At 46.2% G+C, this 13,227-nt stretch carries 14 protein-coding genes; 5 read left to right on the top strand and 9 right to left on the bottom strand.

What is annotated here, in order from left to right; translation table 11 throughout:
• The first annotated feature begins 68 nt into the window (after positions 1-68).
• Both HQK80_02590 and rimK read left to right on the top strand, forming a co-directional pair.
• On the top strand, positions 69-575 hold the full coding sequence (locus tag HQK80_02590; protein MBF0221108.1) for an ATP-dependent zinc protease: 507 nt from the start codon (positions 69-71) through the stop codon (positions 573-575).
• A complete protein-coding gene (rimK, locus tag HQK80_02585; GenBank protein ID MBF0221107.1) occupies positions 572-1,477 on the top strand; it encodes a 30S ribosomal protein S6--L-glutamate ligase in 906 nt (301 codons plus the stop codon). The genes HQK80_02590 and rimK overlap by 4 nt, the downstream gene beginning before the upstream one ends.
• 136 nt (positions 1,478-1,613) lie before the next feature.
• Here rimK and HQK80_02580 read toward each other — a convergent pair whose 3' ends face one another.
• The 5 genes from HQK80_02580 to HQK80_02560 form a co-directional block, all read right to left on the bottom strand.
• A complete protein-coding gene (locus tag HQK80_02580; protein ID MBF0221106.1) occupies positions 1,614-2,432 on the bottom strand; it encodes a 4Fe-4S binding protein in 819 nt (272 codons plus the stop codon).
• 61 nt (positions 2,433-2,493) lie between these two features.
• Positions 2,494-3,147 carry an OmpA family protein gene (locus HQK80_02575; GenBank protein ID MBF0221105.1) on the bottom strand — a complete coding sequence of 218 codons (654 nt, stop codon included), beginning with the start codon at positions 3,145-3,147 and terminating at the stop codon, positions 2,494-2,496.
• A 40-nt stretch (positions 3,148-3,187) separates the two neighbouring features.
• Positions 3,188-3,739 (bottom strand): C_GCAxxG_C_C family protein, encoded by a 552-nt coding sequence (locus HQK80_02570; GenBank protein MBF0221104.1) that lies wholly within the window; start codon positions 3,737-3,739, stop codon positions 3,188-3,190.
• A 239-nt stretch (positions 3,740-3,978) separates the two neighbouring features.
• The gene (gene clpB / locus HQK80_02565) at positions 3,979-6,561 is read right to left on the bottom strand and encodes an ATP-dependent chaperone ClpB (GenBank protein MBF0221103.1); all 2,583 of its coding nucleotides are present in this window, start codon (positions 6,559-6,561) and stop codon (positions 3,979-3,981) included.
• A 161-nt stretch (positions 6,562-6,722) separates the two neighbouring features.
• Positions 6,723-7,892 carry a 3-phosphoglycerate dehydrogenase gene (locus HQK80_02560; protein ID MBF0221102.1) on the bottom strand — a complete coding sequence of 390 codons (1,170 nt, stop codon included), beginning with the start codon at positions 7,890-7,892 and terminating at the stop codon, positions 6,723-6,725.
• An 84-nt stretch (positions 7,893-7,976) separates the two neighbouring features.
• On the opposite strand from HQK80_02560, the gene HQK80_02555 reads away from it, so the two are divergent.
• A complete protein-coding gene (locus tag HQK80_02555; protein MBF0221101.1) occupies positions 7,977-8,201 on the top strand; it encodes a response regulator in 225 nt (74 codons plus the stop codon).
• Positions 8,202-8,218: 17 nt separating this feature from the next.
• Here the strand turns inward: HQK80_02555 and HQK80_02550 are convergent, their stop codons facing one another.
• The gene (locus tag HQK80_02550; GenBank protein ID MBF0221100.1) at positions 8,219-9,247 is read right to left on the bottom strand and encodes a GGDEF domain-containing protein; all 1,029 of its coding nucleotides are present in this window, start codon (positions 9,245-9,247) and stop codon (positions 8,219-8,221) included.
• 348 nt (positions 9,248-9,595) lie between these two features.
• Here HQK80_02550 and HQK80_02545 point away from each other — a divergent pair, with 348 nt between their 5' ends.
• Positions 9,596-10,765, top strand: coding sequence for a DNA polymerase IV (locus HQK80_02545; GenBank protein MBF0221099.1), 1,170 nt, complete (start codon positions 9,596-9,598; stop codon positions 10,763-10,765).
• A 38-nt stretch (positions 10,766-10,803) separates the two neighbouring features.
• Here HQK80_02545 and HQK80_02540 read toward each other — a convergent pair whose 3' ends face one another.
• The 3 genes from HQK80_02540 to HQK80_02530 all read right to left on the bottom strand — a co-directional run bounded on the left by HQK80_02540 (position 10,804) and on the right by HQK80_02530 (position 11,987).
• On the bottom strand, positions 10,804-10,941 hold the full coding sequence (locus HQK80_02540; protein ID MBF0221098.1) for a hypothetical protein: 138 nt from the start codon (positions 10,939-10,941) through the stop codon (positions 10,804-10,806).
• Between the two features lie 640 nt (positions 10,942-11,581).
• Positions 11,582-11,779, bottom strand: coding sequence for a type II toxin-antitoxin system RelE/ParE family toxin (locus tag HQK80_02535; GenBank protein MBF0221097.1), 198 nt, complete (start codon positions 11,777-11,779; stop codon positions 11,582-11,584).
• On the bottom strand, positions 11,757-11,987 hold the full coding sequence (locus HQK80_02530; protein ID MBF0221096.1) for a TraY domain-containing protein: 231 nt from the start codon (positions 11,985-11,987) through the stop codon (positions 11,757-11,759). Before HQK80_02530 ends, HQK80_02535 begins: the two co-directional genes overlap by 23 nt.
• 479 nt (positions 11,988-12,466) lie before the next feature.
• Between HQK80_02530 and HQK80_02525 the strand changes: the two genes are divergently transcribed.
• A complete protein-coding gene (locus HQK80_02525; protein ID MBF0221095.1) occupies positions 12,467-13,084 on the top strand; it encodes a PEP-CTERM sorting domain-containing protein in 618 nt (205 codons plus the stop codon).
• The last annotated feature ends 143 nt before the right edge of the window (positions 13,085-13,227 follow it).

Here is a 13,227-nt window from a genome sequence, read left to right as displayed (position 1 = left end):
TTACTTCCCTGAATAGAACTCGTTGGTGGTTCTTTCCTGTATTCTGATTTCTGTATAAAAGAACTCTGTTGAATAAAAAGACCAAAGAACAAAAGCTGAACAGCTCCGAGAAAACTACAGTTGGCTGGCGGGAATGGATAGTTCTGCCGGAGTTAGGTGTGCCAGCCGTAAAGGCCAAAGTTGACACTGGAGCTCGAACTTCAGCCCTGCACGCATTTTTTCTGGAACCCTTTATTGAAAATGGTAAGCGGAAGATCCGTTTTAAGATTCATCCTTTGCAGAGGAGATCGGATATTGAGCTGACCTGTGTTGCTGACGTTGTTGATCAGAGACTGGTGAGTGACTCTGGAGGTCATCGTGAAATGCGTTATGTTGTCCGAACGAAAGCGGTTATTGGTAGTCATGAATTTGAGCTGGAAATTACATTAACGGACAGGGATACTATGCAGTTTCGTATGCTCTTGGGTCGTACAGCTCTGGAGCAAAAGTTTCTTGTTGCTCCGGGACTATCGTATCTTGTAGGGAGAAGACCTAAAAACGTATATGGTCTAAAAAAGAAAAGGATGAAAAGATGAAAATTGCAATACTCTCAAGAAACTCAGAGCTATACTCCACCAGTCGGATGGTGGAAGCGGCGAAAGAACTGGGTCATGAGGTTAAGGTTATTGATCCACTTCGTTGTTATATGAATATAACTTCGCACAACCCTTCAATTCATTTCAAGGGCGAGCCTCTTAAAGGCTTTAATGCAATAATCCCACGAATCGGGGCTTCGATTACCTTTTACGGTACTGCTGTTGTCCGTCAGTTTGAGATGATGGGAGTTTACAGCTTAAACGAGTCGGTTGCAATCACACGATCACGAGATAAGCTTCGTTCGCTCCAGCTTCTGGCTCGAAAAGGAATTGGTTTGCCGATTACCGGCTTTGCCCATTCCACTAGGTATACAAAAGATTTGATTAATGTTGTTCATGGGGCGCCTCTGGTTATAAAACTTTTGGAAGGCACTCAGGGAATCGGGGTTGTGCTGGCCGAAACTCAGAACGCCGCTGAAAGTGTTATTGAGGCATTTCGGGGGATGAGAGCGAATATTTTAGTTCAGGAGTTTATTAAAGAAGCTGATTCGAAGGATATTCGTTGTTTTGTAGTTGGCCGTAAGGTGATTGCGACTATGATGCGAACGGGCAAAGAGGGGGATTTTCGTTCAAATATCCACCGGGGCGGCACTGTCGAGAAAGTTAATATAACCCCAGAGGAACGCTCAACAGCAGTACGGGCAGCAAAAATAATGGGATTAAACGTTTGCGGTGTGGATATTTTGCGATCAAACCATGGACCTGTGGTCATGGAGGTAAATTCGTCGCCAGGTCTTCGTGGTATTGAAAGAGCTACCGGCAAAGATATCGCCAAAATTATTATTGAGTTTATTCAAAAGAATGCTGGACATGGAAAAACTAAAACCAGAGGTCAAGGCTAGGTGGCAAAAAGAAAGTCGATTACGGTAGGTGAAAAGATTGTCAAACCTGGTGAAAGGCTGACAATTGATATACCTGTTGCCAAGCTTTACACCCGTACTCAAATGAACCTTAAATACCATGATTCATGGTAGCGATTCAAGGCGATACACAGCGAGGCGCCATGCTTAATGCATCAACAGGACAGACGCGGCGGCAGAGGCCACAGCCGAAACAGGCAGCGGCGTCGATTGTCGCTTTGTGTTCTCCTGAGCGTTCTGTGCTGCCGATGGCTTTGAATTGACAAGCTTCATGGCATGCCCCGCAACCAGTACAAAGATTGTTGTCCACTCTGGCGACGGTTTCCCCTCTAAACATAGTTTCAACATCGATAGACAGGGTGCGCAGTCCTAAACACTCTTGGGTCTGACAGTTGCAGATAGCACCAATAAACGGCGTTATCATGGTCCAGATTGTATGAACTGCGCCGACTTCTTCTAATTTTTCCATCTGTGAAATCGCTTCATCGGGAGAGATAGTCTCAAGCCCCATATCCTGAGTATGCCCGAAGTAACCCATGTCCAGATCTTGATACCAGGCAGCAGGACTGTAGCTGACACTATAGCAGCAGCGGGCCTCTTTTTTCATGGCAGCCCAGCGGCAGGCGCAGGGCATGCGAACGACTGACGCTGCCTTGCCGACTATCAGGCGAATATCCTCGATGGTAACAACCTGACCAAAATGTTCTTTTTTAGCACGGTCAATCAGTTGTTTGGTGAGACGGTGGGGAAGTGATCTCTTTTTAGAGTACAACGTTTCCAGGCGGCCAATCGTGGTAATTCCGTCCTCTATTGTCGACTGAAAGAAGTTTTGCACATACTGGCGTCTTTTAAGATCAGCAATTAGATCATTGCTGTAGTTAGCGGCATCTTTAAACCAGATCTGGCCATCACCATGATTTGTACAAAATTCACACATGAATGCGTTCGCTCAGTGCAGAAGGTGTATGGTGTGAAATAAAACTTTCTGGATGGTCATATCACTGGGTTGGGGCAATTTTTATTTCTACCCGGCGGTTGAGTTGACGTCCGACTTCAGTCTCATTGGTGGCAACTGGCATGGACTCGCCAAAGGCCAGAGTTTCAACTCTGCTGGCGGGGAGACCTCTCTGAGTTAACAGGTTTTTTACGGAGTCAGCTCGACGCTGGGAAAGATTTAAATTGTACTCTTCTGCTCCCTGGCTATCGGTGTGACCATCAACGCGCACGACAGTTTGCGGGTACTGATACAAGACATTGGCAATACGGTCAATTTCAGCATAAAGCCCAGGGCGCACTGTGGCTGAATTGCTGTCAAAAGTGACATCACCTTTTAAACTGATTGCCAGCAGGTTTCCCTCCCGTTTGACTGCGGCAGCTTCAGAATTTGCCAGAGCCGCACGCATATCACGTTCCTGGTTATCCATCATTTTTCCCGCTCCTGCACCAGCGAGGCCGCCAACGGCGGCACCTATAGCTGCGCCAATCAATGTCGACTCAGTGTCTCTTCCGGCAATCTGGCCGATTATTGCTCCGGCAGCAGCGCCACCACCGGCTCCATAGAGGCCGCCTTGGCCAGTATTGCTTTGCGGAACACATGACGAGCTAATTAATGAAAGGAGGGAGAGAGACACAACGAGATGAATAGATTTCATAGCGGACTCCAGTGGTAAAAGTTTCACAGTTGTTGGTTGGCTAGCTCAACAAAGAACAAAATTTGCCAGCTAATGCTTTTAGTTTTGAATCATTTTTCGCTAAAAAAATACGGTCTGCCTGGTCGATGAGGTCAGGCCTGTTTTTAAGGATAATAGTAGCACTTATCTCAGCTCCGATTCCAGTAATTTTTTGGCAATTTTTTACCCGGGCTTTTCTTTGATTTAAGAACTCCTGGGTGAGATCATTGCAGCTGATTGAAGCAAGTTTTTCTTTAAATCTATCTTGGAGCTCTTTGGTCGCCAGACGAGCCTTCTTTTTGGATAGGCCTTTTTTGCAATGGGGGCTTAAGAAGAGGCCCATGACCGATACCGCACCAGTTAAAGCGCCACAGGTTCCTTCTCCACCACCCATGCCTCCACAGAAACCATTGCCGATTTTCAGCACGGTTTCATCATCTAGACCACCGCTTAAGCCTTTATTTATGACGTACATGATAGCTTCCGAACAGCAGAGGCCATGGACGCCAAAAAAATTTTCGGTGCGAAGGCGAATTTGTTCAGCCAGTATTTCAATATCGTTTTGATCTGTCATGGAACTTTTTATTTGCGAGCGCTATGAAAAAACGCCCCCATAGAGGGGGCGTAGAACGATCTATTAGTTTATCAGTAATTAAAATTTGCGATTAGAAGGAACTCATCAACTCAATATTTTTCTTTAACTGTGTGGGTATAAGAGTATGCACAAAACGGCTATTGTCAACCACTCGGTATGATAACGATTACCCGACTTACCTGAAATATGAAGCAAGACTCAAGATAAAACTGTCAGCCTTATTTCTTTGAAAATATAATTTTGTTTGAGTCAGAGCAGTCCGCCATAATCGTATCTCCCGCCAAAAATGTTCCCTCAAGTATCTTCATTGCCAGTGGATCCTGAATGTGCCGCTGGATTGTTCTTTTTAAAGGCCTGGCCCCAAAGGATGGATCATAACCGGCCTGGATCAGGAACTCTTTGGCGGCGGCAGTTAACTCTAAAGAAAAATTTTGTTCGTGCAAACGAGCTTGCAAGAGCGAAAGCTGTATCTCGATGATTTGGGCAAGATCGGCTTTGCTCAGGCCGTGGAACGTTATTATCTCATCGATACGATTGAGGAATTCCGGTTTGAACTGTTGATGCAGCAGTTTGTCGAGTGCGGCCTTAAGCTCTTCTGAGTCCTCTGCCATTTCCATGATTAGATTACTACCTAAATTAGAAGTCATAATCAGAATGGTATTCTTGAAAATAACAGTTCTTCCTTTGCCGTCGGTCATGCGTCCATCGTCAAGAATCTGCAGAAGAACATTGAACACATCAGGGTGAGCCTTTTCAATTTCATCAAAGAGTATTACTGAATAAGGCTGTCTGCGAACGGCCTCTGTCAGGTAGCCACCTTCGTCATAACCAACATAGCCCGGGGGAGCACCAATCAACCGCGCCACAGAATGTTTTTCCATAAATTCCGACATATCCAGGCGGATCATGGCTCGTTCGGTGTTGAACAGAAATTCGGATAACGTTCGAGCCAGTTCGGTCTTGCCGACCCCTGTCGGACCAAGAAAAATAAAGGAGCCCAGCGGTCGATCCGGATCCTGCAGGCCTGCTCGTGAACGGCGGACGGCGTTGGCAACTGCCTGAATAGCTGTTTTTTGGCCTATGACCCTTTTGGCTAGGAGTTCGTCGGCATGGACAAGCTTTTCTTTTTCGCCGCTCAGTAGCCTATCCATGGGAATTCCGGTCCAAGTCGCGACAACTTGGGCGATATCTTCCTCATCAACTTCCTCTTTGAGCATTTTCTTGTCTTGCTGGATGTTGGAGAGCTGATCATTCTCGTTAGTGAGCTCTTTCTCCAGTCCAGCGATTACGCCATATCGAATTTCGGCAACCTTGCTCAGCTCACCCATACGTTCAGCGCGCTGTTCTTCCATGCGGGCCTCATCAATGCGACTTTTGATGTCGCGAATTTTTTTTATGGTCTCTTTTTCGAGAGTCCAGTGGCCTTTCATGCTGTTAAGGTTTTCATTGATATCGGCGAGTTCCGCGTCTAACTTGGAGAGCCGCTCTTTAGAGGAACTGTCTTTTTCTTTTTTTAAGGCCACCCGTTCGATTTCAAGCTTAATACGCTTTCGATCAATCTCGTCAATCTCTGTGGGCATTGAGTCTATCTCGATTCGCAGCTTCGAACTGGCCTCATCGATCAGATCAATTGCTTTGTCGGGCAGAAATCTGTCTGTGATATATCTATTTGAAAGTGTTGCCGCAGCTACAGTTGCCGAGTCAGTAATGCGAATTCCATGGTGTACTTCATATTTTTCTTTGATGCCCCGTAGAATTGCAATGGTATCTTCAACAGAGGGCTCTGCAACCAGAACCTGTTGGAAACGGCGCTCTAAGGCAGGGTCTTTCTCGATGGTTCGAAACTCCTTTATGGTTGTTGCGCCAACACAATGCAACTCTCCTCTGGCCAGAGCCGGTTTGAGCATATTTGAGGCATCCATGGCGCCTTCAGCAGCACCTGCACCGACGAGGGTGTGAATTTCGTCGATAAAGAGGATGATTTCTCCTTCACGTTTTTGAACCTCTTTAAGTACCGCCTTGAGTCTGTCCTCAAACTCTCCCCGATACTTAGCACCGGCAATAAGTGCCCCCATGTCGAGTGCAACAACTTGTTTATTGCTTAGAGTCTCAGGGATATCGCCCATGACAATACGTTGGGCGAGTCCTTCAACAATAGCAGTTTTACCGACACCGGGTTCACCGATCAATACCGGATTGTTTTTTGTGCGCCGGGCTAAAACCTGCACAACCCTTCTAACTTCATCATCTCTGCCGATAACAGGGTCGAGCTTTCCCTGCTTGGCAAGAGCAGTCAGATCGCGGCCATATTTCTCCAAAGCTTGATATTTACCCTCTGGATCCGGATCCGTGACTCGCTGGTTGCCTCGGAAGGAGACCAGTGCCTTTAGAAAACCATCTTTAGAGATGCCATTGGTTTTGAGCAGTGCTGAGATGTCTGAGTTTTCATCGACCAGAGCGATGAAGATATGCTCCTGGCTTACATAGTCATCCTGCATGTTGGCTGCTATTGTAAAGGCTTTATCCAGTGTTTTCTTCAAGGAGTTTGAAAGATACACCTGGCCAAAACCACTGCCGCTGACTTTGGGTAGTTTTGCCAGATGTGCTGCAAGGGCATCTTCTACCTGACGCGGGTCAGTTCCAATTTTGCGCAGTACTGGCACGACTACCCCGTCTTGCTGTTGCAGTAGCGCCTTAAGTAAATGGGCAGAGAGAATCTCCTGCTGACCATTCTGCTCGGCAAGTTGTTGGGCGGTTTGTAGGGCTTGCTGGGATTTTAAAGTTAATTTTTCAATCTGCATTGGCATCTCCTTGACCCAAATATTTAGAGCCTCACTGAAGCTAGGCTTCATCGCTGTATTAAAAACTATTTGAACCAGACAACTACCAAAAGAGGTAAGAGTGAGACTCAAAAATGTCAAGTTGAGTGCTGGTTAATTGACCGTGTGAGAATGTGGGGATTTTAGAAAAATATGGAGCGAGTGCGAATAACGTCTTTGTTACTTTCAATTTCTTTAATTAATGCTTCAGACGGACGGCTCTCCAAATCGATGATGTTATAGCCTATTTGACCGTTGCTTTCGTTGATGTAACTGGAAATGTTAATGCCATGACGGCCTAGCACCTGGGTGGCAAAGCCGATCATGCCGGGTATGTCCTGATTAATCATGATGAGGCGGCAGGCGATAGCGTCTTTGGGGATGGATTCTGCCGTGGGAAAGTTGACGCTATGGGTAACAGAGCCAAGCTCGAGATAATTTTTAAGCTGTGTGGCAGCCATAACAGAGCAGTGCTCTTCGGACTCTTCAGTACTTGCCCCGAGATGGGGCGTGCAGATTACTTTTGGGTGGCCTAAAAGTAATCTGCTGGGAAAATCTGTAAGGTGAAATCGTAATCTGTTGGAGTCCAAGGCTTTGATAATATCACTGTCGACGACTATTTTGCCACGGGCAAAATTAATGAGGACGGCATCTGCTTTCAGCTGTTCAAGAAACGCTTGGTTGACGAGGCCTTCAGTCTTTTGGCTAAGTGGGACATGCAGTGAAATAATGTCGGATTCGCGGAGAATTTCCTGGGTAGAGCGAGCCAGGGTAACATCAGGAGAAAGCGCATGAATATTTGCCATGGCCGGATAGGGGTCGAAGCCGAGCACTCGCATCCCTCTGGACGTTCCGCCATTAGCAACACGTACACCGATTTGACCAAGGCCGATAACGCCCAAAGTTTTCCCTGCCAGTTCAAAACCCTTGAACTGCGATTTTTTCTGCTCAACTTCTCTGGCAATGTGGTCGTCGTCAAGGTCTGTAAGGTCTTGAAAGAAACGCAAACCCAGGTGGATGTTTCGAGCATAGGCGCCTAGCATTATGAACACGAGTTCGGCGACTGCGTTGGCGTTTGCCCCGGGGGTGTTAAAGACGCAAATTCCCTGTTGCGTTGCCTTGTCAACGGTGATGTTGTTCACACCTGCTCCGGCTCTTGAGATGGCATACGCGGAGGGGAATAGTTCGGTGTCTACAGGTGAACTGCGAACCAGGATGCCGTCGGGTGCCGTAATATCCGGGCCAACTTCGTAACTACTCGGAAAGACATCAAGACCCTCTCTGGCAATACTATTTAATATTTGTATTTTCATTGTCGGCTCGGGTTTTTAGGTTCAAAGCTGGTGTTTCCGGTGGTTTAACCTTGACATATTTTTGCGGCTTTTGATCTGGTGTTAATGGATATCCAAATGCCGGAATTAGATGGTTTTCAGGCAACCCGTCAGTTGCGTGAGCTAGAGAATAAGGCTGGCGGTAAGCAGTTGCCAATTATTGCAATGACTGCCCACGCCTTTCAGCAGGATATGGACAACTGTCTAAAGGAAGGGATGAACGACTATATCTCCAAACCAATTAATCCCGACAAGCTCTATGCTCTCATTGAACGATATTGCTGGGCTTAACTCTGTAGATCAAAAACTTAAAGGGTGCTTACTCTCGAGCGGCCATTTGATTTGGCTTTGTAGAGAGCTTCATCTGCCCTTTTAATCCACAGTTTTTTGTCGAATTTGGCGTTCCACTCAACCAGTCCGATACTTATGCCAATTTCGCCTTTATCGAGCGCTGAAATGCTTATTTTACCGATTTTTTCGCACAGTCTGTTGGCCAGTATTTTTGCTGATTTCAGATCGGTGTCGGGCATAATGAGCATGAACTCATCGCCGCCCATTCTGGCAAGCACATCACAACTTCTCACCATTCGTTCCATGGCTGATGAGACCTTTTGTAGAACCAAATCCCCAACAGCATGGCCGTAAGTGTCATTAATGTGTTTAAACTTGTCGAGATCCATACAGGCAAGGGTGACAGGATGGCCATGGCGTTTTGACTGGGCCAGGATTGGGTCGATACGTTCATCGAATACCCGTCGATTTACCAGGCCGGTCAGAGCATCTCGGCTGGCCTGCTCATAGAGATCTTCGTATTCCAGAGCCCTTTGGAGTGGTTCACACAGAATTTTCAGACCTTTAGCGATAAGTTGTAACTCATATTCACCAATTTGCCTGTCCTTTCGCAGGAGCAGGAGTAACCCACTTCCTCGAAAAGCATCCAGTTGCCAACTCTGGATATAAAACTCTTCTTCAGTCCAACAGCAGGAGTTTTCACAAGCAGGTGCATTGTTCAAGGCTGATTTGGCAATTTTCATGGCACGTTCCCGTTCAGGGCCATGACAGGAGCAAAGTAAGTGGAGTCGTTCGCGTACCTGGTTATTGTAAGCCAGAAGTTCATGTGGAACAAGAGGCATAAGCCAAACAGAAAAGGCTTCCAGCATTGATGGCAGATCGACTGCACCTGCCAATCTCCCATGAAGTTCGTTTACCAGTGATAGCCATTCTGATTGCCGGCGGTAATGCTCCAGTTCAACAACAAGGCTGTTCAGGCCCAGGCTTGAATTCAAGCTGAAGTTGTCTTCTGTTGTTTCACTAGTCGAAAAATTTTCAATATTCATTGTTATATTCCTTGAGTTCTATACACATATTTATCGGCATTTCATGAAAAGTTATAAATGCTAAAATTGTGCCATTAGTCCAGATAACGAAAAGGCGCGGGGATTTTGGTAGTGCCTGGGTGAATTTAATTTGTGTAAGGTATTGAAAATAAAAGAGTATATCTGCTTTTTGGTGAATTAAGTGTTTGGCTGGCGGGTAAGAGCTTTAACCGGTTGGGCGGCAATAATTACCTTGATCATAACGAATAGCTGGGTAAATTATGTCTGATAACTCAGACAGGTGTCAGTTTTGTGACACCTGTAAACTATGGGAAGAGAAAGGTGCAGAAAAAAATAATACATTTAGATATGGATGCCTTCTATGCATCCGTTGAGATGCTTGATGATCCTGCGCTGCGTGGAAAGGCGGTTATCGTTGGTGGTGATTCGAATCGCGGGGTTGTTTCTGCGGCATCCTATGAGGCCAGGAAATATGGTGTGCACTCTGCTCTGGCTATCGTAATCGCCAAAAAACGGTGTCCTCATGGAGTGTTTGTCCGGCCGAGAATGGATCGATATATAGAGGTGTCTCAGCAGATAATGGGGATCTTCAATGGTTTTACCCCTCTTGTCGAGCCACTTTCGCTTGATGAGGCCTTTTTAGATGTGACGGGCTCGGAAAAATTATTCGGTGATGCTTCATATATTGCCCAAACCATTCGCCAGGTTGTTAAACAACAAACAGGGTTGACGGTTTCCGCCGGACTCGCATCATCAAAGCTGGTTGCCAAGATTGCCTCAGATATGGACAAACCCGATGGCCTTACCATTGTTCCTTTTGGCAAAGAGCGTGAGTTTCTTGCCCCCTTGCCAATAAGTAAACTATGGGGGGTTGGAAAGGTGACTCAAGGAGAGCTTGCTAAACTGGGAGTGAAAACGATTGGCGACCTGGCTCAACTGTCTCAGGAGATTCTTCAAAAAAAATTCGGCCAGCATGGAACGCATCTTCACAGAGCATCTATGGCAATCGACGATCGTGAGGTCATTCCTGAAAGTGCGGTAAAGTCAATTGGTCATGAGGACACCTTTGAGTCGGATATTGTTGATGTGGATACTCTTGGTAAAAAGTTGCTGCATATAAGCGTTAAGGTGGCCCGTAGGCTTAGAAGGAATGGATTGCGAGCTCGAACAGTTATGCTCAAGGTTAAATATTATGATTTTGTGCAGGTTACCAGATCAACAACTCTAAAAGAATCAACGGATGACTCTCATAGGATTTATGTTGAAAGTAAAAAGTTGTTAGGTCAGACCCAGGCGGGTAAAAAGCCGGTGCGGTTGGTTGGGATCTCTACTGCCAATTTTGAGGACGGATCAAAACCTGTTCAGGCGTGTTTATTTGTTACAGAAAAAAGCAATGGCGCCTGCCGGAGAAATCTTAATGAAGCCGTAGATTCGATTACAGATAAGTATGGGAGAGAGAGTCTTAAGCCTGCGGCGTTGATAGATTTAAAAAAGAGGAGTGACGATTCAATAAAATAGCTGCTCCATCATTGCGGTGACTGCCTGTGCCGCTCGTGCTAGTGAGAGCGTGTGCTTCGAAAGAGCTGAAAGTGAGCCAGTTCACTGGTAATCGTTTTAAGCGCCCATTTAAAGACAGGCACACAAAGAATAACCACGGCGGCGATGATTAAGAAAATTTCAAGTAGGTTGAACATTAGAAGCCTCCTGCATCTTTTAAAAGTTCCCCTTTACTCAAGATATAAGCAGGATGCATGCCATTTAATAATTATACTTGTGTCATGCCAGCGGTCGTGCGATAAAGCGGGGGGTTGCCCTGCATAGTAGAGATTTTTTTCGGTAAATACTATTTTGTGATGGGGCCCAGACTTGGGTGAAATAACCATTGTTTGAGTGGTTTTAAGAGTCGGGCGCGAACTTTACCTGTTTGATTTTGGCGACAAAGGCGGGCGCCCACTCCGGAGCCTGGTAGGGTGTGGCTTCCGCACCATTTTCCGTTCTTTTTTATGGCGGGCACAATCTGATCTACTGTAGCGGCGATTCGCCTCGCGCAACACAATTATGATTCCCCCCTTTGAAAAGGGGGGCAGGGGGGATTTTGATGTCCTGTGTGTTGGTGTGTTGGGGTCAGGCTTCTAAGTTGGCATATGGCTGGCACAATCTGGTGCGCACAGCGCACCCTACGTTGTCTCGATCAAATGGGGCCATGGTTCCAGCTCGTAGCTTCTTCACCCACCCCCCAACCCCATCCCGGGGAAAAATATGGGGTCTACACACTTAACAACCTGACCCATTTAAAATCTATATCTTTGTCAAATGTGTAGACCTGGCCCTGATCTACTTTCCACGATAGTTCCCTATTCGATATTTCCATAGACCAGCTAACTCTTTGCGCAACGGATCACCAAAACGGCGTGGGTCTTGATCTGTAGCAATTCTGCTTCGTAGATATTGAACGATTTTGGTCTGCGCCTTTCTGTCTAACGCAAGAAGTTCTTTCTTGGCTGACTCTTCAAATAGGATTTTCCAGACCAAGTTCCTTCTCCACTTCATCTAACGTAAATGTCTTGCTTTGCCCAGCACGAAGAGCCTCAAGCCTGCCTTGCGCCAAGTAAATATCTTCGATGTCGTCAAGGGATCGCTCAATGGCTTCGCGGACATAAAAACTTTTTGGTCGATGAGTTTCCTTAGCAAGTTTAGTGAGTCTCTGTTCTGTGATTTCTGGTAATCGAATGGTTAACATGATATCCTCCTTTTTTGTATTACATATATTACAAATAATACAGAATGTGAAGAAAATCAACTTTTGGTCCTAACCGTTCGTCCATGGGACACAACAGATGATAGATGGTGATGATAAGAAAATTGTTTTGGATGTCTGGGGAGAGGTCAAAATGGTCTCGCACAACATGTTGAAATAATGATACAAAAAAATAATATTCCGGGATACAGGAGGTGATTCCGGAATTATGGTTCAACCAACCAACCAACCAACCAACCAACCAACTATCTAACTAACTAGCTGAAATCAAATAATAAAACAGTAGTTATCCGAGAAGGGTAGGCAACGGCATGCATTTTGCTTAGACGATAATGATGTGGCATAAAAGACGAGATGCCGTTTTGGCCGGAGGCAACTGCCAGGGGCGTATGGGGTAATTCACTGAAAACCGATGAGAAAAGGAGAATAAAATGAAGAAAAAGTTAGTGGCGGGCTTGGCCATGGGGTTGATGGTAGTCGGGATGGCAGGCGTAGCAAGTGCCACGCTCATAAATACAGGTACTGTTGAGTATGCTGGAGCAGCGAGGAAACTAATCTACGATACCGATCTCGACATCACCTGGCTGGACTACACTAAAGGTGCCACAATTTGGGATAACCAGGTAGCCTGGGCGGCTGGACTTTCCTTTACCATAGATGGAGTGACCTATGATGATTGGCGGTTGCCGAGTGCCGGGGCGTCCCCTACTTGGGGATACAACGTAACATCATCGGAGATGGGGCATCTTTTTTACGATGAGTTGGGCATGCAGAGTTATCCTGATAAGGGAGGTGATACTACCACCGCAGAATTAAATTCATCCCCATATTTTGACAATTTAATTGCGTCCTGGTACTGGTCCGGCACGGAGTACGCCGGTAACTCAAACAACGCCTGGAACTTCAACACGAACAACGGCAACCAGAACAACAACAACAAGAACAACAATAACTACGGGTTAGCCGTCTTCAGCGGACAAGTTTCCGCTGCTCCCGTTCCTGAACCTGCCACCATGCTCCTTTTTGGTACCGGCCTGGCTGGGCTGGCAGGAGTGAGCATTAGACGCAAAAAGAAGTAATAACAAAGTCAAGCTATCTCTAATCAGTCTTAACAGGCTGGGTCATTAAGTTGGCTCAGCCTTTTTTATTTGGCACAGGTAAATATGTGTCCTTCTGCTCTTTACAACCCCTAAAGTCAAGACCTTCAATAAACTTGGTAACG

The organism is Desulfobulbaceae bacterium, assembly GCA_015231515.1.
Taxonomy (GTDB): domain Bacteria; phylum Desulfobacterota; class Desulfobulbia; order Desulfobulbales; family VMSU01; genus JADGBM01.
The sequence above is the reverse complement of the archived record's forward strand: the minus strand, read 5'-3'. Positions and strand labels throughout refer to the sequence as shown.